At 65.3% G+C, this 20,582-nt stretch carries 18 protein-coding genes and 1 pseudogene; 16 read left to right on the top strand and 3 right to left on the bottom strand.

The window, feature by feature from the left end:
* Window positions 1-3: 3 nt before the first annotated feature.
* The 9 genes from KAG51_RS08165 to KAG51_RS08125 all read left to right on the top strand — a co-directional run bounded on the left by KAG51_RS08165 (window position 4) and on the right by KAG51_RS08125 (window position 8,973).
* Window positions 4-1,170 carry an MCE family protein gene (locus tag KAG51_RS08165; protein WP_290582468.1) on the top strand — a complete coding sequence of 389 codons (1,167 nt, stop codon included), beginning with the start codon at window positions 4-6 and terminating at the stop codon, window positions 1,168-1,170.
* On the top strand, window positions 1,167-2,225 hold the full coding sequence (locus KAG51_RS08160; RefSeq protein ID WP_290582466.1) for an MlaD family protein: 1,059 nt from the start codon (window positions 1,167-1,169) through the stop codon (window positions 2,223-2,225). Before KAG51_RS08165 ends, KAG51_RS08160 begins: the two co-directional genes overlap by 4 nt.
* A complete protein-coding gene (locus KAG51_RS08155; RefSeq protein ID WP_290582464.1) occupies window positions 2,222-3,232 on the top strand; it encodes an MCE family protein in 1,011 nt (336 codons plus the stop codon). The genes KAG51_RS08160 and KAG51_RS08155 overlap by 4 nt, the downstream gene beginning before the upstream one ends.
* The gene (locus KAG51_RS08150; RefSeq protein WP_290582463.1) at window positions 3,229-4,422 is read left to right on the top strand and encodes an MCE family protein; all 1,194 of its coding nucleotides are present in this window, start codon (window positions 3,229-3,231) and stop codon (window positions 4,420-4,422) included. Before KAG51_RS08155 ends, KAG51_RS08150 begins: the two co-directional genes overlap by 4 nt.
* A complete protein-coding gene (locus KAG51_RS08145; RefSeq protein WP_363316150.1) occupies window positions 4,419-5,618 on the top strand; it encodes an MCE family protein in 1,200 nt (399 codons plus the stop codon). The genes KAG51_RS08150 and KAG51_RS08145 overlap by 4 nt, the downstream gene beginning before the upstream one ends.
* Window positions 5,618-6,925 carry an MlaD family protein gene (locus tag KAG51_RS08140; RefSeq protein WP_290582461.1) on the top strand — a complete coding sequence of 436 codons (1,308 nt, stop codon included), beginning with the start codon at window positions 5,618-5,620 and terminating at the stop codon, window positions 6,923-6,925. Before KAG51_RS08145 ends, KAG51_RS08140 begins: the two co-directional genes overlap by 1 nt.
* Entirely contained in the window at window positions 6,889-7,419 is a 531-nt protein-coding gene (locus tag KAG51_RS08135) for a hypothetical protein (RefSeq protein ID WP_290582459.1), read from the top strand. The genes KAG51_RS08140 and KAG51_RS08135 overlap by 37 nt, the downstream gene beginning before the upstream one ends.
* An 89-nt stretch (window positions 7,420-7,508) precedes the next feature.
* Window positions 7,509-7,955 carry a hypothetical protein gene (locus KAG51_RS08130; protein WP_290582457.1) on the top strand — a complete coding sequence of 149 codons (447 nt, stop codon included), beginning with the start codon at window positions 7,509-7,511 and terminating at the stop codon, window positions 7,953-7,955.
* A 73-nt stretch (window positions 7,956-8,028) separates the two neighbouring features.
* Entirely contained in the window at window positions 8,029-8,973 is a 945-nt protein-coding gene (locus KAG51_RS08125) for an ABC transporter ATP-binding protein (RefSeq protein ID WP_290582455.1), read from the top strand.
* A gap of 134 nt (window positions 8,974-9,107) precedes the next feature.
* Here the strand turns inward: KAG51_RS08125 and KAG51_RS08120 are convergent, their stop codons facing one another.
* Genes KAG51_RS08120 through KAG51_RS08110 form a run of 3 tightly spaced genes read right to left on the bottom strand, consistent with a single transcriptional unit; the run spans window position 9,108 to window position 12,191 of the window.
* Window positions 9,108-10,349: an FAD-dependent oxidoreductase gene (locus tag KAG51_RS08120; RefSeq protein ID WP_290582452.1), complete on the bottom strand. Its 1,242-nt coding sequence runs from the start codon at window positions 10,347-10,349 to the stop codon at window positions 9,108-9,110.
* A gap of 24 nt (window positions 10,350-10,373) precedes the next feature.
* Window positions 10,374-11,792: a cytochrome P450 gene (locus KAG51_RS08115; protein WP_290582450.1), complete on the bottom strand. Its 1,419-nt coding sequence runs from the start codon at window positions 11,790-11,792 to the stop codon at window positions 10,374-10,376.
* Between the two features lie 48 nt (window positions 11,793-11,840).
* Window positions 11,841-12,191 (bottom strand): 2Fe-2S iron-sulfur cluster-binding protein, encoded by a 351-nt coding sequence (locus KAG51_RS08110; RefSeq protein WP_290582448.1) that lies wholly within the window; start codon window positions 12,189-12,191, stop codon window positions 11,841-11,843.
* Window positions 12,192-13,203: 1,012 nt separating this feature from the next.
* Between KAG51_RS08110 and KAG51_RS08105 the strand changes: the two genes are divergently transcribed.
* The 7 genes and pseudogenes from KAG51_RS08105 (at window position 13,204) to KAG51_RS08075 (ending at window position 20,550) form a co-directional block, all read left to right on the top strand.
* Entirely contained in the window at window positions 13,204-13,929 is a 726-nt protein-coding gene (locus KAG51_RS08105; protein ID WP_290582446.1) for a transglutaminase family protein, read from the top strand.
* Window positions 13,930-14,001: 72 nt separating this feature from the next.
* A pseudogene (locus KAG51_RS08100) lies at window positions 14,002-15,363 on the top strand (aldehyde dehydrogenase family protein); the annotation flags it as partial.
* A gap of 161 nt (window positions 15,364-15,524) precedes the next feature.
* Window positions 15,525-16,361 carry an SDR family oxidoreductase gene (locus tag KAG51_RS08095; RefSeq protein WP_290582443.1) on the top strand — a complete coding sequence of 279 codons (837 nt, stop codon included), beginning with the start codon at window positions 15,525-15,527 and terminating at the stop codon, window positions 16,359-16,361.
* A 48-nt stretch (window positions 16,362-16,409) separates the two neighbouring features.
* Window positions 16,410-17,477 carry a BtrH N-terminal domain-containing protein gene (locus KAG51_RS08090; RefSeq protein ID WP_290582441.1) on the top strand — a complete coding sequence of 356 codons (1,068 nt, stop codon included), beginning with the start codon at window positions 16,410-16,412 and terminating at the stop codon, window positions 17,475-17,477.
* A gap of 75 nt (window positions 17,478-17,552) precedes the next feature.
* Window positions 17,553-19,184, top strand: a complete 1,632-nt coding sequence (locus KAG51_RS08085) for a fatty acid--CoA ligase (RefSeq protein ID WP_290582439.1) — start codon at window positions 17,553-17,555, stop codon at window positions 19,182-19,184.
* 44 nt (window positions 19,185-19,228) lie between these two features.
* The gene (locus tag KAG51_RS08080) at window positions 19,229-19,798 is read left to right on the top strand and encodes a hotdog domain-containing protein (protein ID WP_290582438.1); all 570 of its coding nucleotides are present in this window, start codon (window positions 19,229-19,231) and stop codon (window positions 19,796-19,798) included.
* 35 nt (window positions 19,799-19,833) lie between these two features.
* On the top strand, window positions 19,834-20,550 hold the full coding sequence (locus KAG51_RS08075) for a lysophospholipid acyltransferase family protein (RefSeq protein ID WP_290582436.1): 717 nt from the start codon (window positions 19,834-19,836) through the stop codon (window positions 20,548-20,550).
* Window positions 20,551-20,582: the final 32 nt, after the last annotated feature.

Below are 20,582 nucleotides of genomic sequence, written 5' to 3'. Positions count from 1 at the left end.
CACATGAACGAGACCAAGAGACTCCTGTCGGGCGTGGCCTTCATCGCCATGATCGTGTTGATCGCGGTTGCCACCGTGATGTCCTACCAAGGCAAGTTCACCTCGACGCAGTCCTTCACCGTCACCAGCGACCGTGCGGGCCTGACTTTGACGGCCGGGGCGACCGTGAAGCTGCGCGGCGTGCAGGTCGGGGAAGTCTCCTCGGTCGAGCCGTCGGGTGACGGCGCCATCATCACGGTCGACGTCTACAGCGACAAGGTCGACATGATGACGTCCGACCTGACCGTCCAGATCGTTCCGCCGACGGCGTTCGGTGCCAAGTACGTCCAGCTCAGCGGAGACGTTGGCAACCCCGGTGAGCAGCTCGCCGAGGGCGACCAGCTCCAGGCCGACGCGGTCACCGTCGAGGTCAACGACGTCTTCACCGACCTGGCGGGCGTCCTGTCGGCAGCGGGTGCGGATCGAGTCAACCAAGCCGTCACCGCCACGGCCGACCTGCTCGAAGGCCAGGGCGACACGTTGAACACCCTGGTCGGCGATGTCGACACCTACCTCGGTGAGCTCAACACGACTCTCGGTGATCTGGACAGCGACCTCGAGCGAGCCCAGTCGGTCGTCGACATCTACGACCAGGCGGCTCCGGACCTGCTGACGACCCTGACCCAGCTCACCACGACGGCGGACACGTTGTCCGATCGCGAGGGGCAGATCGATCAAGTGCTGACCGACGTCTCGACGTTCACGGCAACAGCCCAACCGTTCGTGGCCGACAACAGTCCGCGCGTCGCCAGCGTGCTCGATCTCCTGAGGTCCCCCACCGACATGCTCCGCAACTACTCGTCCAACCTCCAGTGCATCTTCGAGGGAACGGCCAGCAACGCCGAGCTCGCGACCCAGGCCGTGGGCGGGGCCAAGCCCGGCATCAGCGTCTACACGCGTCTGCAGCCGACCGACCGCGGATTCTCCGTCGAGGACAACCTCTACCGCATCGGTCCGGACCTGGGCCCGAACTGCTTCGGGCTGCCGTCCATCTCCCAGACCGACTCCGAAGCGGCCGGTTACGACTTTGGTACAGGTGACCCGCACGACGCGGGTGACGTCAAGGGTCCGGGCGGCGAGCTCGCGACGACGTTCTTCGGGACCTTCTCCGGACTGCTGGGCCTGCGATGAAGAAGCTCTTGGACATTCTGCGGATCAAGCGCAGCACCCGCGGCGACCTCGTCAAGCTCACGATCTTCCTCGTGGTCGCGAGCTTCCTGACGGCCTACCTGTACGTGGTCACGGCCAACGACCGCTCGGGCGACGCTCGCCCCTTCGCGGCCCGCTTCGAGAACATCTCGGGCCTCGAGGTAGGCAGCGACGTGCGAGTCGCCAGCGTCGTGGTCGGCAAGGTGTCGGACATCGATGTCGCCAGCGACGGGATCGTCACGGTTTCGTTCGACCTCAATCGCAAGGTCGAGCTGACGGACCGGAGCACGGCCACCGTCCGATACAAGAACCTCATCGGTGACCGGTTCCTACAGCTCGGGCAAGGCGAACCGGGCGGCACGGCCCTGAAGCAAGGGGAGGTCATCGCTGTGGAGCGGACGTCAGCCGCTCTCGATCTCGATACCCTCCTCAACGGCTTCAAGCCGCTCTTCGTGGGGTTGAACCCCCAACAGGTCAACCAACTCTCCGAGGACCTGATCCTCGTGCTGCAGGGACAGGCCTCCGAGATCACGAGCCTGCTGGCGACCGTGGGGTCCCTCACCTCCACGCTGGGCGAACGTGACGAGCTCGTGGGACAGGTCATCCAGAACCTCGACACCGCTCTCGCCTCGGTCAACGGAGGCGACGACGCTCTCGAGGGCGTCATCGTCCAGCTGAGCCAGTTCACCGACGGGCTCGACGAGGACGCCACGGCCGTGCTCGATGCCGCTGCCCAGATCAACACGCTGTCGACCGACGCTGCCGCGCTGCTGGCCGACGCACGCCCGGACTTCACCGGCGTCCTCGCGCACCTCCAGGGCGTGGCGACCACGCTGAACGAGAATCGAGAGTTTCTCGACACGACCCTCGAGACGCTTCCCAGTCACTACCAGCAGGTCAACCGAACGGGGGCGTACGGCGACTTCTTCAACTTCTTCCTCTGCGGGATCCGCGTCCGGTTGACGCCGGAGAACGACCCCAACGCCGCAATCGTGACTCCGTTCATCAACTCCGGAGTCGAGAGGTGCCAGTCATGAGCTCGAGCAGGAAGGAGCGCCGGCTGTCCTCGGCGACCGTAGGTCTCATCGGCACGGTGACCCTCGCCGTCCTGATGGTGGTCGCCTACCGGTTCGATCAGCTCCCGTTCGTCGCGAGCGACCGGGTGCTGAGCGCCGACTTCGCCGAGATCGGCACCCTGCGACCAGGTGATGACGTGCTCGTCTCCGGAGCGACCGTCGGGGAGGTCCGGGAGGTCGAGCTGGTCGACCAGCACGTCAAGGTCACGTTCCGCGTCGACGAGCTGGATGTGACGATCGGATCGGCGAGCGAGGCCCGCGTCGTCACGACGACGCTCCTCGGGCAGGCTGCCCTGGAGATCCGTCCCGCTGGCGGCGGCAACCTCATGCGAGGTGACGCCATCGCGATCGAACGCACGAGCTCGCCCTACGACATCACCCAGGCTCTGTCCCAACTCACGACGGAGATCGACGACATCGACGTCGGCCAGCTCAGCGACGCCGTGAGCACGGCGGCTGAAGTGTTCCAGGACTCACCCGAGGAATTGCGGGCCACCGTCGACGGTGTGACCCAGCTGGCCGACGTCCTCGCTGCGAATGACACCGAGCTCACCAATCTCGTCGGCCGCGCAGAGGAGGTCTCCGGTGTTCTCGCGGACCGGGACGCCGAGATCTCCACACTGTTGCAGTCGGGCGACCAGCTCCTGGGTCAGCTCAGCGCGCGACGTGACCTCGTGGTCCAGCTGGTCGAGAACGTGGAAGCACTCGCCGCCCAGCTGTCCGGTCTCGTGGCTGACAACTCCGCCGTGCTGCAACCGACCCTCGAGCAGGTGAACGGGGTTCTGGACCTCCTGAACGAGAACCGCGAAAACTTGGAGGGCGTCCTGTCGGGTGTCGCGAGCTACGCGATGGTCTTCGGCGAGGCGCTCGCCTCGGGGCCGTTCTTCGACGCCTACGTCGCCAACCTGACCGAACCGGGGACGCTGGTCCCGGTTCTCTCCGACGTCCTGGAAGGACTTCCGCAGTGAGCATTCGTCAGTGGATCGCCTTCGGCGTCGTCGCGACCGTGGCGATCGCCATGCTCGTCGGCGTGCGTGGCAGCGACAAGGAGGTCACCGCCTACTTCTCGTCCGCGGTAGGCCTCTACCCGAAGGACGAGGTGCGTGTCCTGGGCGTCAAGGTCGGCACGGTCACGAAGGTCGAGCCCCAAGGCGAGGTCGTGAAGGTGACGCTCAAGATCGAGGATGACCAGCCCATCCCGGCAGACGCGCAGGCGGCCATCATCGCGCCGAACCTCGTGAACGGTCGGTTCGTCCAGCTCGCGCCGATCTACGACGGAGGCAAAAAGCTCACGGACGGTGACGAGATACCGGTGGAGCGCACCGCCGTGCCGATCTCCTTCGACGAGGTCAAGCAGGAGCTGACGGACCTGTCGACGGCACTGACAGCCAACGAAGCCGGACAGGCTCCGCTCTCGGACGTCATCACGGCACTCGACGGAAACCTGACCGGTGGCACGGCGCAGAGCCTGGCGACCTCGCTCGCCTCACTGCGGGAAGCAGCCACCGACCTCTCGTCCGACAGCGGCGACATCTTCAGCACGATCGATCAGCTGAACACCTTCACCGAGAACCTGGTGGTCAACGACGCCGCGCTGCGGAGCGCCACGCAGGACCTGGAGACCTTCGCCGGCACCTTGGACGGGAGCTCGGAACAGATCGGGGCTGCGATCGGCACGCTCCAGGTGGCGTTGGCCGATGTCGGCACCTTCGTCCAACAGAATCGAGCGACCGTGGCGACCACCTTCGACCAGCTGGTGCCGGTGGCCGAGACGGTGGCCAATCAGTCCAATGACCTGGCACAGCTCCTTCACCTGGCTCCCGCTGCGGTCGAGAACTTCTACGGCACGGTCGAGAACTCCGCCATCACCGGCCGGTTGGCCCTGGCCAACCTGAACAGCACAGGAGAGCTCCTCTGCGGCCTGGTGCTCACCATCGGTTCCAACGCCGAAGCGTGTCGTCAGGCGCTCTCGCCCCTCTTCGAGCTCATCGGTCTCGAACCGTTGCCTCTCTCACCGGGAACTGCGGAGCTGTCGCAGCCCGAGCCCGGATCACCACCGCAGGCCCCGGCCGCGACGGGCGCGACCCCGACCCCGACCAACCCACTCGCGCAGCTGCTCGCCCCGCTCGGTCTGCTGACGACAGGAGGAGCACGATGATGGTCCGCCGAGCAGCTCTGGTGTTCGCGACCGCACTCCTGGCGAGCGGTTGCATGGCCCATCCCAACGAGGTGGCCCTGCCGGGACAGGCAGCTCTCGGCGAGGACGGGTACACGGTCACGGCGACCTTCGACTCGATCGACAACCTGGTGCCGAACTCCGCCGTGCAGCGGGGTGACGTCGTCATCGGGACCGTCACCGATGTCGAGGTCGAGGACTGGAAGGCAGTGGTGACGATGCGTCTGCTCGACGATGTCGAGCTGCCCGGCAACGCCAACTTCACCGTCGGTCAGAAGACCCTTCTGGGCGCCCAGTTCATCGATGTCGTCGATCCGGCCGAACCGACCGGGACCCTCGCCGAAGGCGCGAAAGTCGATCAGACCGTGACCGGCGTGTACCCCGCGACCGAGGACATCCTTGCCGCCGTGTCCCTGCTGCTCAACAACGGCGGCCTCTCGCAGCTCTCCACCATCACCACGGAGCTGAACACCACGCTCGCCGACCGGGTCCCGCAGGCACGTGACGCGATCACGCAGCTCAACGATCTCACGACCACCCTCGACAACCGGCGCGGTGAGATCGTCGCGACCTTGGAGTCCCTCAACTCCCTCGCCGGTCAGGTGGCCGCGCAGAAGGAGACGGTCTCGACCGCCATCAGCTCGATCTCACCGGGACTCGAGGCCCTCGAGAACCAGCGGGCCGACCTCGTCTCGACGACCACGGCTCTCGGGCAGTTCAGCGCGGTGACCAACCAGCTGATCAACACGAGCCAGGAAGCACTGCTCGCCAACCTCGGTGCACTGGAGCCGCTGCTCGCCGACCTCGAGGCCTCCGGAGACGCGCTCCCGCGCTCCCTCGACCTGCTGCTCACGGTGCCGTTCCCGGTTTCGACCACTCAGAACGCGCTGAAGGGGGACTACGCGAATCTCTTCATCACCCTGGATGCGTCCGTGCCGTCGCTCGCCTCGGCATTCCTCGGACCGACGCTGAACCCGCCGTCGAACATCGATCCGAGTGCGGCGGCGCCCGACTCCGGACTCTCACAGACCTTGGACGAAATGCTTCAACAACTCACGACGCCCGGGGCCGCGGCACCGGGGCCCACGGCGACTACGCCGGCTCCGAACACCGGAGAGGCGACCCCGCCGACACCCGCACCGTGCAACTTGCTCTCGCAACTCCTGGGGATGTGCTGATGCTGACCCGGCGCGCGCGTGCGCAGCTGATCATCTTCGCCATCCTGGGCGGCTCTGCACTGGTCTTCGCGACCTTGGTCTATGGGGACGCTCCGCGATCGACAGGCGTCACCCACACGTCGGTCACCATCGAGTTCGACGACGTGAGCGGTCTCTATCCCCGCGCCCTCGTCTCCTACCGCGGTGTCAAGGTCGGTCAGGTGGATTCGCTCGACTTCCGTGACGACGGCGTCTCGGTGAAGGTCTACCTCGAGAAGGGCGCCGACGTGCCCACGGACGTGCAGGCGCAGATCAAGAGCACCTCGGCGATCGGTGAACAGTTCATCGATCTTCTCCCGCAGAGCGCCGAGGGGCCTTACCTCGCCGGAGGAGACACCATCCCGGCTTCACAGACCTCCGGTCTGCTGCAGATCACCCCGGTCCTGGAGAGCGCCGACGCATTGGTGGAGTCGGTCCCGCTCGAGCAGACCGCGAACCTTCTCGACCAGCTCGAGGTCGCGATCGGCGGGTCCGGTCAGGACTTCTCGCAGATCGTGGACGACTCGAACGAGATCCTCGACGCGGCACAGCAACGCGTGCTGGCCACGACCGGACTCATTGAGAACCTGGACCCGGTCATCGACTCGCAGCTCGCGTTGGCGGAGTCGACCGCGGCAGCGCTGAGGTCGTTGGCGGGCCTCACCACCCAGCTGAGCCTCAGTGACCAGGACCTCGAGTCGCTCCTCGACAACGCACCGTTGGCCCTCGACGAGACAGGAGCCCTGGTGAAGGATCTGGAGTCCTCGGTCCCGGCGACGCTCCAAAGTGCCGAGTCCGTCGCCGAGGTGGTCAACGTGTACGAGGACTACCTGCGCCAGACGATCATCACCTATCCGGCGTTGCAGTCCCGGCTGCAGAGCGTTCTGCTTCCTCACGCCAATGCCGGGGAGGCCAAGCTCGACCTCAGGACGAATCTGGGCGACCCACCCCCGTGTCTCGAGGGCTACCTCCCGGTGTCGCAGCGCCGCGACCCGGCGGACCTGTCCGACGTGGAAGCCGCCCCGCTGCACTGCCAGGCTCCCGCCACCAGCGAGTCCGCAGTCCGCGGCGCCCGGAACACGCCCTGTCCCAACGACCCGACTCGTCGATCGGCCACGCCGATCGGATGTGGCTTGGTGTTCGACGGGTCGCTGCCGGCCACTGCGGCTTCGGTGCCGCTTCCCACGGGTGACGCGACACCGGGGATGCTGGAGCTGCTCGGTGCCGCGTCGACCGGTGGCGGATCGGCGTCGTGGACGACCCTGTTGACCGGGCCGGTGGCCCGGTGATCGCGGCGCTTCGGGAAGGACTCCAGAAATGGTGGGTCGCCGTCGTCGTCCTGGCCATCCTGGCGGCTGCTGCCTGGGGCTGGACGCAGTGGCGCGATCTCTCGGAGATCCGCGGTGTCGAGGACGCCGATGCCGCTGCAGTGGACGCGGCCTCGAGGACCGTGACCGCCCTGATCGACGTCGACGCGGCCAGCGCCGACGAGGCCCTGGCCGACGTCCTGGATCTGAGCACTGAGGACTTCAGGGAACAGTTCGAGTCCCAGGCGGAGACGTTCCGAAACGCGTTGACCACCTCGAGCGTGGAGGCATCGGGTGAGGTTGTCGCTGCAGGTCTCGTCTCTCGAGACGACGGCAACGCAACGGTGGCCGTGGCCGCGACGGGCACCGTCAGCCAGGGCCAACCTGGCACCTCGACGCCGCGCTACTACCGCATGACGGTCGATCTGGTGCAGACGGACGGCAGATGGCTCGTGTCCGGGATGGCGTTCGTATGAGGGGCGTCAGCGCGGCCACCGAAGCTGGGCGACGACTCATTGCCCTGGCAGCGGCATCACTCGGACGCAAGTCCGGTCAAGCCGTCGTCGTGGGCCTGCTCGTCGCCGTGCTCGCGGGAAATGTGGCGCTGCGAGTCGCCATCGATGACGCGAGGGACGGCCAGGGATCGGGGACGGCGGCTCTGGAGTCGGCCTCGACCCGGATCCCCGTCATGCTGTCGTACGACTTCCGGACCTTCGACGCCCACGTCGACCTCGCTGTCGGCAACACCACGGGCGAATTCGCAGACGAGATGCGGGCAACGCTCACCCAGCAGATCAAGCCGGACGTCGAGGCGCGCCGAGTCGTCAATCAGGTACAGGTTGCCTCCGCAGGAGTCGTGAAATCGAGCGATGACTCGGTGACGGTGCTGATGCTGATGACTCAGGTGACCCAGGCCGGTGCCGAGGCGCCCGTCACTGGCGGCGTGCGGGTGCTGGCCACGATGAAGAACACCGACGACGGCTGGTTGGTGTCTGGCCTCGAGCCCATCTGATCGGCCGAGCGGCCGCCGCTCCCGTGGTGTCCGCGCTTGAGTATCGTCCAGCAGCTAGCTGAAGGAGTTTTCCGTGGGTGTTGAGGTCAGGGTCGAGGGTCTGACGAAGAAGTTCGGGTCGCAGGTGATCTGGAACGACGTGTCGTTGACGCTTCCCGCGGGTGAGATCTCGGTCATGCTGGGCCCGTCGGGTACCGGCAAGTCGGTGTTCCTCAAGACCGTGATCGGTCTGCTGAAGCCTGACAAGGGTCATGTGTGGATCGAGGGCACTGACATTGCGAACTGTTCGGAGAAGGATCTGTACGAGATCCGCAAGCTGTTCGGGGTGTTGTTCCAGGACGGGGCGATGTTCGGCTCGATGGATCTGTACGACAACGTGGCGTTCCCGCTTCGTGAGCACACGAAGAAGTCGGAGTCGGAGATCCGTCAGGTCGTGATGGACAAGATGGAGCTGGTGGGTCTGACGGGGGCCGAGAACAAGCTCCCCGGTGAGATCTCCGGCGGCATGCGCAAGCGTGCGGGCCTGGCGCGTGCGTTGGTGCTTGATCCGGAGATCCTGTTGATCGACGAGCCGGACTCGGGGTTGGACCCGGTCCGCACCGCCTACATCAACCAGCTGTTCATCGACCTGAACGCGCAGATCGATGCGACGTTCCTGATCGTGACCCACGACATCAACACCGCCCGCACCGTCCCGGACAACATCGGCCTGCTCTACCACAAGCACCTGGCGATGTTCGGTCCGCGCGAGATGCTGCTGTCCAGCACCGAGCCGGTCGTGGCGCAGTTCCTCAACGCCCAACGGGTCGGTCCGATCGGCATGTCCGAGGAGAAGGACGCCGACGAGCTCGCCGCGGAGTCCGGCATCGACATGCCGCCCCTGCCCCCGATCCCGGTCCAGCTCGAGCCCTCCGACGGCCGCCCGCGCCGCGGCCAGCGTGAGCCCGGCAAGTGGTGCCGCGACAACGGCATCACCCCGCCCCCCGGCTCGTTCGGCGCGCACGAGTCTCTCGTCTGAGGGTCGACCTGACGAGCCCGGGTGAGGGGGTCGTCAGGGCTGATCCCCGGGATTTGAGCTATCGGGTCGTGACTGCCCAGGTCTTCTGGGCTTGGCGGTGCCGGCCCACCACGAATCCTCGTGGCGGGGCGGGGTCAGCCTGCGGTGACGGGTGCCGCTGTCAGCAGGGAGAGCAGCACGGTGTCAGGATCGGCCAAGAGATCTCGGTTCGGCGACAGCCCTTGGGTGAGGGCGCGCTTGGCGAAGGCGAACTCCTGCGGCCGGTTGACACAGTCGGCGGCAATCAGTTGCCCGCCGTTGAAGTAGAAGCACGCGAAGCCACGCCCGGCCGCCGGGTCGCCCCGCAGCACGATCTCGTCGAAGCCAGTGTTGAGGCCCGCGATCTGCAGCTTCAGGTCGAACTGATCCGACCAGAACCACGGCAGTGCCGCGATCTCCTTGTCCTTCCCGCAGATCGTCGCGGCGACGGTCTTGGCGTGCTCGACCGCATTGGGGACCGACTCCAGACGTATCTGACGTCCGTAGCGACGATCGAGGAAGGTGGCGCAGTCGCCGGCCGCGAAGATGTGCGGATCATTGGTCCGCCCGTGCCCGTCGATGACGATGCCGTCGTCCACGGCCACACCAGCTTCGTCGGCGAGCTCGACGTTGGGCACGACGCCGATGCCGACAATCACCATGTCGGCAGCGATGAGGTCACCGTCGGCGAGTCGGACACCCTCCACGTGATCGTCGCCCTCGATCGCTGCTACCCCGACGCCCAGCCGCAGGTCGACGCCCGCTTCACGGTGCACGCGATCGTAGAACGCGGAGACTTCGGGAGCCGTGACCCGCTGCAGGACTCGGTCGGCCGCCTCAAGCACCGACACCGTGGCCCCCAGGTCTCGAAGGCACGCCGCCGTCTCCAGGCCGATGTATCCAGCCCCGATGATCACCACGTGGCTCGAGGGGGTGAGCCCATCGCGAATGCCGCCAATGTCGGCGGCATCACGCAGATAATGCACTCCGGCCAGGTCTGACCCCGGCAGGCTCAGACGGCGTGGCCGTGCACCCAGGCACAGCACGAGGTGGTCGTAGGTGAGGGCCCCACCGTCTGCCAGCTCCACCGTTCGCGCGGAGCGGGTGATGGCCGTGACTCGAGCCTGGCGGAAGGTGACCTCCTGCTTGCCGTAGAACTCCGGCTTCCGGATCAGCAGCTCGTCCAGGGTCGACGTGCCGGCTAGAAAAGTCTTCGACAGCGGCGGGCGCTGATAGGGCAACGAGGGCTCGTCACCGACCAGGAGGATCTCCCCGGACCAGCCCTCCTGGCGCAGGCTCGCACACAACTGGGCGCTCGCGTGGCTCGCTCCGACGATAAGTACTCGGCCGTCATCCATGGTCTGGCACTCCGCTCGCCACGATCATTGCGGCTCAGTCAGTCGCGGGGTGAGCTTGACGATCATCTTCTCGTAGCCCTTCACGAAGTTGGACTGGACGTACTCTGGCTCGCCGATGACCTCGATGTCGTCGAATCGGGCCAACAGCTCCTCCCACAGGATGCGCAGCTGCATTTCGGCGAGACGGTTGCCCATACAGCGGTGCACACCGAAGCCGAAGGACATGTGGTTGCGCGCGTTCGAGCGGTCGATGATGAACTCGTCCGGGCTGTCGAACTGGCGCTCGTCCCGGTTGCCGGACGCGTACCACATCACGACCTTGTCGCCCTTGCGGATGAACTGACCACCGAAGTGGACGTCCTTCGTGGCGATGCGCCGCATGTAGGCCAGCGGGGTCTGCCACCGGATGATCTCTGAGACCAAGTTGGGGATCAGGGACGGGTTGGCCTTGAGCTTCTCGAACTGGTCCGGGAACTGATTCAGGGCCAGCACACCGCCCGACATCGAGTTGCGCGTCGTGTCGTTGCCGCCGACGATCAGCAGGGTCAGGTTGCCCAGGAACTCCAGCGGCTTCTTGATCAGGTCCTTGGTGTCCTCCGACGTCTGCATCAACGTGACGAGATCGAAGCCGGGCTCTTCACCCTGCTCTCGCCTCGCCGCCTTGTCGTGCCACAGAGCCATGAAGCCGCGGGCCAGATCTCCGATTGCCTCGTAGAAGTCGTCCTGATGCGTCGAGCCGCCGGTGGCTTCGGCGATGCCACTGATCGTGTCGGACCAGTAGGTCAGCTTGCGCCGCTCCTCGTAGGGGAAGTCGAGCAGCGTCGCCAGCATGCGGCCCGTGATCTCTATCGAGACGCGATCGACCCAGTCGAACGGCTGGTCGGTCGGCAGGTTGTCGAGCACCTCCTGGACCCGCTCCCGGATGAGGGACTCCATCTCCTTCAAGTTCTTGGGAGCGACCACCGCTTGGACGGCCTTGCGCTGCTGGTCGTGCTTGGGCGGATCCATCGCGATGAACATGTCGATGTCGAGCGGCACGTTGCCGATGATGATGTCGGGCTCTGCCGAGAACTCGTCGGGGTTGGTGTCGACGGCCTGGATGTCCGCATAGCGGGTGATCGACCAGAACGGGCCGAACGGGCTGTCGGCGAGGAAGTGGACGGGTGCCTCGTCGCGGAGCCGCTTGAAGTAGGAGTGCCACTTGCCCTGGCGGAACAGGAAGGGGTTGCTGACGTCGATCTCGGTCAACGGGACGTCCGCGACATCAGGAATCGGGCGCTCGACGAAGACCAGCGGCCGACCCATCCCGACGAACCGCTTGGCCTTCTCGACCAAGTGGGCAGCCTTGACCTGACGGTCCACGGGAACGGTCGCCTGGAAGGTGTTCTGGACCCTGACCTTGGTCTTCTCGATGACGCTGTCGGTGGTGTTGAGGGTGTTCATGAGTTTGATCGACCGCCTGTCGTAGGAGTTGGAGGAAGAAGTGGTGGACTACATCTGGAACTCGGGAAGGCGCACCGTCAGTCCGGCCAAGGCCTCGCATGCCGTGACCTGACACGTCAACCGCGAGCTCGACTCGCATTCGGGGGACATCTCGAGCATCTGGCCCTCCTGTTCGCTGCGAGTGCCGACGGTCGAGATCCACTTGCTGTCGACGATGATGTGGCAGGTGCCGCACGCGGCCTCGCCGCCGCAGTCGCCGTCGATACCCGGAACGGCGCTCCCCAGAGCCATCTCCATGAGCGACTCTCCTTCCAGGATCGCCACTTCGTGGGCGGTGCCGTCGTGCTCGATGAAGGTGACAGGTCGCATGGTGATTTCCTCGTGGGTGAGCGGATTCATCGGTGGCCCCAGCTGGAGAGGCGGCCGCTCACGAAGGGATCGATGCGGGCCGACTGGTCCCACGACATCTGCGGTGCATTTGTGCCGCGCTGCCTGACCGTCATGGCCATGGGATCGTCCCTTCGTGAGTGGGTCTCGCGTGACTGGTGGCGTCCAAGGTCGTGCGCCTGGGACGCACTGTGTGGTGCGCCACACGTCTTAAGTCAGTGAACGGGAATCGGCGGCTGATTCTCCCGGGAAGTCTGCACAGAACTTCGCCCTCGATTTGTGCAGGACTCTCAAAATAGGTGTCCGCCGCCGAGTGGCGCCGGGGTCCCGGCGTCCCCTGCATGCCGCGCGAGCAGGGCAACGAGGTCCTGCGACGTTCTCCTGCCGCTCATCGAACGCTGAGAGGGGGCGCCCTGCGGAATCTCAAGCTGCTCCAGCACGCCAAAGTTCCGGAGCTGTGGAGCGGCGTCGCGTTTCGGTGCTTCGGTGCTTCGGTGCTTCGGTAGACCGTAGGGCAGGCCAAGATGTCACCTGTGGTGCAGCAGTCCCTATGGAGGTTTAGGGATGGCCGGGCTGGACTCGGGAGAGTGGTGTGGCTCTAACGTGCTGACGGGGTGCGGCGAGGGGGCGTGAGCCGTCGGTGTCTAATTCGCGGTCGAGGTGGGAACTGCTGGCGCGGGCGAACGCCACAGGGGGACAGAAGCGAGGCTCTGTTGCTGCGTTGACAAAAATGAAGAAATGTCACAGCATGGCGAGGGCGTGGTGCTGCCCGGTCGGTTGGGTGTCGTCACCGTCAGAACTCAAGTCATGTCGGCGCTGCTCGTCCTCTCGAAGGTACGACCTTCGGGGAGCAAACGACGTCGATTGGGATTGCGGCGAAAGGACATCCGGTGACGAGCCTCTCGTCGGAGTTGAAGGTCGGCGTCGTGCCTGTTCGTCGACACGACGTAGGTGGCGACGACCTGGATCGGGTTGGGCGCTCGATGGTCCGTGCTGCCGTGTCGCAGAGCAAAGTGGAACTCGGATGATTCAGTCGCCGGAAGCTTTCCTTGGAGCCACGGAGTTTCTCGACATCGAGCACGAGGCTGTCCGCGAGTTCACGGCAGTGGCAGTTGGTAGTGCGAGCACCGATCGAGAGAGGTCGGCTCGTTTGTTCACGGCGGTCCGCGATCAGATTTGGTACGACCCCTACTCGGCGTCGGAAGACCCTGCTCACTACCGAGCGAGCTTCGTCCTAGAAGCGGGGCGTGCCTACTGCGTTCCCAAGGCGGTGCTGCTGACTGCGGTGTGCCGGTCCGCCGGGATCCCGGCTCGGCTCGGCTTCGCCGACGTCCGTAATCATTTGCAGACTGATTCACTGCGCAGCCTCATGAGCGGGTCGGACTTGTTCGTCTACCACGGCTACAGCTCGCTCTTCATCGACGGTAAATGGGTGAAGGCGACGCCCGCGTTCAACTCCGAGCTGTGTGCTCGATTCGGCGTTCCCCCGGTCGAGTTCGATGGCGAGCACGACGCGCTGATGCACGCCTTCACCGCTGACGGAACTCAGCACATGGAGTACGTCCGGGACCGTGGTGTCTTCGACGACTTGCCGCTAGCCGAGATCCTGACGGAGCTTCGGCGTTCCTATGGGTCGCTGATGGTCGCCTCCGCGGCGCCAGTCGCGGATGAGTTCACTGAAGCTCCTGCCACCAGCGCATCCTCCGGTGGCAGCTCTCGTCCGCTCGACTCGCCGGCGGATCGCCGATGACCACGACCGCACCCCGAACCTGCCCCCAGCCCTTACAGGTTCCCGCTGGTCCGACAAGGCCTTGGAGGCCCCATGAGCACGACCACCGCCCACGCACTGCAGGTTCTCAACCCCATCGACGGTCAGTTGATTGCATCGCTCCCCGGGGATGATCGCGAGTCCGTGGACAAGGTTGCGGCGGGTCTTCGCGATGCTCAGGTTGCTTGGTGCGACACCGACCCGCGAGACCGGGCGAGGTGGATGCGCCTTTGGCGGGACTGGATTCTGGCGCACACCGAAGAGCTCACGGACCTGCTACAGGCGGAGACGGGCAAGGTGCGCCCCGATGCACTTGTCGAAACCACGGTGTCTTGCGAGTTCATCACCTACTACGCCGACCACGCGGAAGAGTTTCTCGCAGACGAGAAGATCAAGTCGGCAGGGCTGCTGAGCCTGCCGAAGCGCTTGTCCACGTCCTATCACCCCTACCCCGTTGTCGGACTCATCACGCCGTGGAACTTTCCGATCACTCTTTTCCTCATGGATGCAGCACCAGCTCTGGCTGCCGGGTGTGCCGTCCTCGCGAAGTCCTCGGAGGAAACCCCGTTGACGTGTGCGCGTGTCGTCGAGGGGTGGACCGAAATCGGCGCTCCTCCGGTCCTGGCTCACGTAGTTGGGAGTGGCGCCACCGGAGCTGCGGTGGTGGACGCCGTTGATTACGTGCAGTTTACCGGTTCGACAGCCACAGGTCGGGCGGTCGCCGTCCGCTGTGCTGAGCTCCTGAAGCCGGTGAGCCTCGAGCTGGGCGGCAAGGACCCGGCGATCGTGCTGGAGGACGCTGATCTTGCGCGCGCCGTGGAAGGCATCGCTTGGGGAGGACTGTTCAATGCTGGCCAGGTCTGCATCTCTGTCGAGCGCGTCTACGTAGTCGCGGACATCTACGACGAGTTCGTCGAACGGCTGATCAAGCGAGTGCAGTCTCTGACTCAGGGCGCTGCAGCCGGTGACGATGTCGGGGCGATGGTCACGACGAGGCAGGTTGACATCGCTGATCGCCACGTGACGGAGGCCGTGGCCGCTGGCGCTCGGGTTGCCGCCGGAGGTACTCGGGGTGCCTCAGGGAACTACTACGCGCCGACCGTGCTGGTCGATGTCACCCATGAGATGGCCTGCATGACCGAAGAGACGTTCGGCCCAACCATCCCTGTCATGCGTGTGGCCGACGAGGACGAGGCCGTGCGCTTGGCCAATGACTCGGTCTACGGTCTGTCCGCAACCGTCTGGACCCGTGACCATGCTCGTGCGCAGCGCATCGCGCGCCGGCTTGAGGCGGGTGCCGTCAACATCAACGATGTCTTCAGCAACCTGTTCGCCAGCGCGCTGCCGCATAGTGGCTGGAAGGTCTCAGGCATAGGAGCGCGTCTCGGCGGTGCCTACGGGATGCGAAAGTACTGCCGGGTCCAAGCGCTGACCCAGCCAAGGATCCCGGTTCTGGCACGAGAGCTCACGTGGTACCCGTACACCTCCCGACGTACGGCCATCGCCGGAACAGTGTTGCGCGCGGTCGCCGGTCGCGGACTGCGGCAACGTCTCGGCCTCAGCAAGGAGAAGTGCAAGTGACGACGAAGAGTGCAGGTGCCTCGGCGAAGACCGTGGCTATCACCGGCGGTGCCCGGGGCATCGGTTATGAAACCGCCAAGGCACTGATCCGGCGGGGCCACCGGGTCGCCATCGGCGACATCGATGAAGTCCGCGCCAAGGACACCGCCGCTGAGCTCGGTGTGGACGTCGTGACGCGGCTCGATGTGACGGACCCCGAGTCGTTCCTTGCGTTCCTCGATCTGGTTGAAGCCGAGCTCGGTCCCCTCGACGTGTTGATCAACAATGCCGGAATTATGCCCACCGGCGCCGCGCACCAGGAAGAGGACGCGGTGACCCGACGCCAGGTGGAGATCAACATCCTCGGGGTCATCTTCGGGAGCAAGCTTGCCCTTCAACGGATGCTGCCGAGGCGTGCCGGGCACATCATCAACACGGCATCGCTGGCTGGCGAGCTTGCCGTTCCCGGTCTGGCGACGTACTGCGCCACAAAGTTCGCGGTCATCGGTTTCACCGAGGCAGCCCGACAGGAGTACCGCAAGTCCGGCATCCAGCTGTCCACCGTCCGGCCGACGTTCACCAACACGGAGCTCGTCGCCGGAACTACTGGGGCAAAAGGGCTGCGAAACGCCGAGCCGGAAGAGATCGCTCGGGCCACAGCCGACTTGATCGAGAATCCCCGTCCCTTTGTGAGGGTCACCCGTTTGGCCGGCGGCGTCATCGCGGCTATGAAGTTCGTTCCGACGCGGCTCTCTACCGGTCTTGGCTCCGCTCTAGGCGCGGACTCGGTGTTCCTCGAAGATGTCGACACGGCAGCTCGGCAGGCCTATCTGAATCGCATCCGCGACAACTGACCAGCTACTCCTAAGTATTCCGACCCAGCTACCTGTAAAGGACTTCACATGCCGAACGCGAGCCTCATCCGGGAGTATCCCCATCAGATGGGCGGGCATTGCGGCTCCGGCGCCTTGCGCGACCTGCTGCACTGGAGTGGTCTTGGATGGGATGGCCCGCCTCGTGAGGGCCTTGTCTTCGCCCTCGGTGGTGCACTAGGCCTCTCGTACGTCCAATCGGATGGCTTGGCGCCCCCGATCTACCTCGTCGGTCGAGGCTCGGACTTCGAAGTCGATCTCCCGGTGCGTTTGGGGGGAGATGTGCAGGTACTCACCACTGACGATCCTGCCGAAGGGTGGTCATGGGTCCGAGACGAGGTGGACGCGGGACGTCCCAGTTTGGTGTGGGGGGACATCGCCGAACTGCCGTACCTGCGGGTCAAGTTGCAGATGAGCCGCCACGACATTGTGGTGGTCGGATACGACGAGAGCGAGGGTGTGGCCTACGTCGTGGACAACGATCGAGCCGATGTCCAAGAGGTCCCGCTCGACGCCCTGGCGCGAGCCCGGTCGTCGACATCTTTCCCGGAGCCGACACGCCATTGCACCTATCGGATCTCCTGGCCCGAATCGTTGCCGAACATCTCGGGCGTCGCGGCAGAAGCCTTCAAACAGTCCGCGACCAGGATGCGCAATCCAACAGGACCGGGGATCGTCGATCTCACGTCGGCGACCAGCGGGGCTGAAGGTCTGGAGGGCGTGAGGCTGCTTGCCTCTGACACTGAGACGTGGTCCGACCTTGCTGCGCACGAGTCTGAGGTTCTCCTCTTCAGCCTGAGCGCCTTCATCGAAAAGGCGGGCACCGGCGGTGGGTTGTTCCGTCGGCTACTCGCCGACGGTTGCGAGGACGTCGCTCGCTTGACCGGAGACGCGGCAACCGCCGATCTGGCCAAGGTCGCCCTCCGGTGCGCGCAGGCGTGGACGCAGACCGCTCGCGCCGGTGTCCAGCGCGATGTCGACGTACAGGCGCGGGCGGAGGCGGTCGCCCTGGCGGCCAGCGTCCTGCCTCAGCTGGAGTCGGACGTGGTCGACGCCCTTGAGTCCGCCGCGACCTCCCTGACGGTCGAGGGTCGCTGACCTCCCCACGTAGCGCGGGGCATGTTAATCCCAGCATTGCCGTCCACTGACCTTGAAGTACACCGAGGAGATCTGATGAAAAGCACGATGATGAATGTCCCGTTGACCACCGCGGCGATCATGAGACACGGCTCGACGGTGCACGGCTCGGCGACTGTGCGGACCTTGCAGCCCGATGGAAGCGTGAAGACCGGCACCTTCGCAGAGATCGGACGCCGGGCAGCGCAGTTGGCCAACGCCCTGAGGGGTTCGGGCGTCACGGGTGACGAGCGTGTCGCGACTTTCATGTGGAATAACCAGGAGCATGTGGAGGCCTACTGCGCGGTGCCCTCCATGGGTGCAGTCCTGCACACCTTGAATCTCCGGCTCACGCCGGAGCAGATCGTCTACATCGGCAACCACGCGGAGGACCGGGTCGTGATCGTTGACGGGAGTGTCGTCCCGTTGCTGGCACCGGTGCTGCCGCAGTTGAGCAGCGTTCACACCGTGATTGTGACCGGCGATGTCGATCTTGCGCCGCTACGTCGCGACGGTCTCGCTGTCGTCGGCTACGAGGAATTCATCGCAGATCAACCGGAGACATTCGACTGGCCGGACCTCGATGAGCAGTCTGCGGCCGCAATGTGCTACACGTCTGGGACAACGGGTAACCCCAAGGGTGTCGCCTACAGTCACCGTTCGACCTACTTGCACTCCATGGCCGCCTGCGCAGCCGACGGGCTTCGGGTCAGCAGCGACGATCGGGTCCTGGCGATCGTTCCGATGTTCCACGCCAATGCCTGGGGTCTGGTCTATGCCGCCTTCCTGGCGGGCGCAGACCTGCTGATGCCTGAGCGATTCCTCCAAGCCGAACCGTTGGTCCGGCTTATCGACGGCGAGAAGCCCACCATCGCCGGGGCAGTCCCGACCATCTGGAACGACGTCCTCCACTTTTTGGAAACACACGCGAGCTACGACGTCACCTCACTGAACCTGGTTGCCTGCGGCGGGTCCGCGGTTCCGCTCCATCTGATGAAGGCTTTCCAAGAGAAGTACGGCATCCACGTCGTCCAGGCGTGGGGTATGACCGAGACCTCGCCGCTGGCCTCCATCGCTCGCCCTTCGGCATCGCTCGACGTTGACGAGCAATGGCGCCTTCGAGCCACGCAAGGTCGACCGGTCGCCGGGGTGGAACTCAGGATCGTCGACGATGGTGGCAATGTGCTGCCGCACGACGGGGCAAGCGTCGGCGAGCTGCAGGTGCGAGGCCCATGGATCACCGGATCCTACTTCGGTGAGGATGAGGACACGGACAAGTTCGAGGACGGGTGGCTGCGCACCGGCGACGTGGGCAGGGTGGACGAACGGAGCTTCGTAACCCTGACGGACCGCACAAAGGATGTCATCAAGTCCGGTGGCGAGTGGATCTCATCTGTCGAGCTCGAGCTGTTGCTCGCGGGCCACCCGGACGTGCTCGAGGTGACGGTGATCGGGGTGCCAGACGAGAAGTGGCAGGAACGCCCTCTCGCAGTGGTCGTGGTCCGAGAGGGACGCGACCCGTCGCCTGCTGACCTGCGTGACTTCCTCGACGGCAAGGTCGCCAAGTGGTGGCTGCCCGAGCGCTGGTCGTTCGTCTCCGAGGTGCCGAAGACATCAGTCGGTAAGTTTGACAAGAAGCGTTTGCGATCCTCGCATTCGGACGGCGAGCTGACGGTCGTTGAAATCTGAGCTGATCGTCAGGTCTGCCAACTTCAGGCAGGAAGGAAATGGGAATGACGAGGATGTCGGGAGCCTGTGACGACGATGACGGCAAAGCTCACGTCGGCACGGACGAGGCGAGCGGCGATGGCGGAGTGATATCTCGATGGTCGGCGCACCTCGCTGGCCAGGATGCGGCGAGTATCGGCGACCTGTTGCCGCCTCACTCTTCAAACTGCGCAGGTTGCGGCCCGGAGAACCCAGCTGGCTTGGGCCTTCGCGTGATGCGCACGGCCACTGGGGTCGAGTCGGTCCATCAGTTCTCCCATGCGCAGGAAGGTGCTCCGGGCATCGTCCACGGCGGCGCCGTTGCGTTGGCGTTCGACGACCTGTTCGGCTTCACCCTCTATGCGGTCGGATCGCTTGCCGTGACGCGAAGCATCACGGTCGAGTACGAGGCGCCGTTCCGGCTGAACCAGCCTTATACCTTTCGTGCGCAGGTCGCTCAGCGTGAGGGCCGGCGCCTGCTGCTTCGTGCTGAGGCGTGGGATGCCTATGGTCGGCGTGCGGGCTCAGCCGATGCGACGTTCGTCGTGGTCGATCCGCGGCACTTCCGCCTTGAGCATGTACCCGCGTCCCGGTAGCGACCCGTGAGCTGGGTAGACATGGAGAAGCGGCAATGAAAACGTTGCAGGGGTCGCGTGACGATGAGGCTGCTCCAGACGGGCGCTCGCGGTGGGGCGTCGCATGGTGGCTGGCGTTCGTGGTGTGCAAGCCGGCTCTGATCGCCGTGAGGCGCCGCGACTGGCGAGGTCTCGACGGCATCCCGCGGCATGGAGGCGCGCTGCTCGCCGTCAATCACGTCTCGGAAGTTGATCCGCTGCTCGTCGCCGAAGCCGTGCTTGCCACGGGTCGGACGCCGGCCTTCCTGGCCAAGAGCAGCTTGTTCGGCAGCGGAATTGTGGGCTGGTGGTTCCGGGCTGCCGGCCACGTCGAGGTGGACCGCGACCGTGGTCGTGGGGGATTCGATGCGGCCCTGCAAGCACTCCGCAGCGGAGCTCTTGTCGTCGTGTACCCGGAAGGATCCATCACCAAGAACAGTGACGGCCGTCTGATGGAGCTGAAGTCGGGAGCCGTGCGACTTGCGCTGGAGTCAGGTTTTCCACTCATCCCGGTGGCGCAGATCGGAGCCCAGGAAATCCTCCCGGCGTACAGCCGTCGTCCGCGGCTTCTCAAGCGTCCCGTGGTCACGATCGACGTCGGTCGACCTCTAGGGCTGGACGACCTCCGCGGGCGCGGAGCGGATCCGGATGCCGTCCAAGTCGGGACGCGTCGCTTGGCAGACATCCTGGCCACCATGATCGAGGATCTGGCAGGAGACCGGAGCCTCGTGTGAGGCCGTTCGACTGACGTCAGGACGCCGAGTCG

Origin of the sequence: Aeromicrobium sp., assembly GCF_023146395.1 — a bacterium.
Lineage (GTDB): Bacteria > Actinomycetota > Actinomycetes > Propionibacteriales > Nocardioidaceae > Aeromicrobium.
The sequence above is the reverse complement of the archived record's forward strand: the minus strand, read 5'-3'. Positions and strand labels throughout refer to the sequence as shown.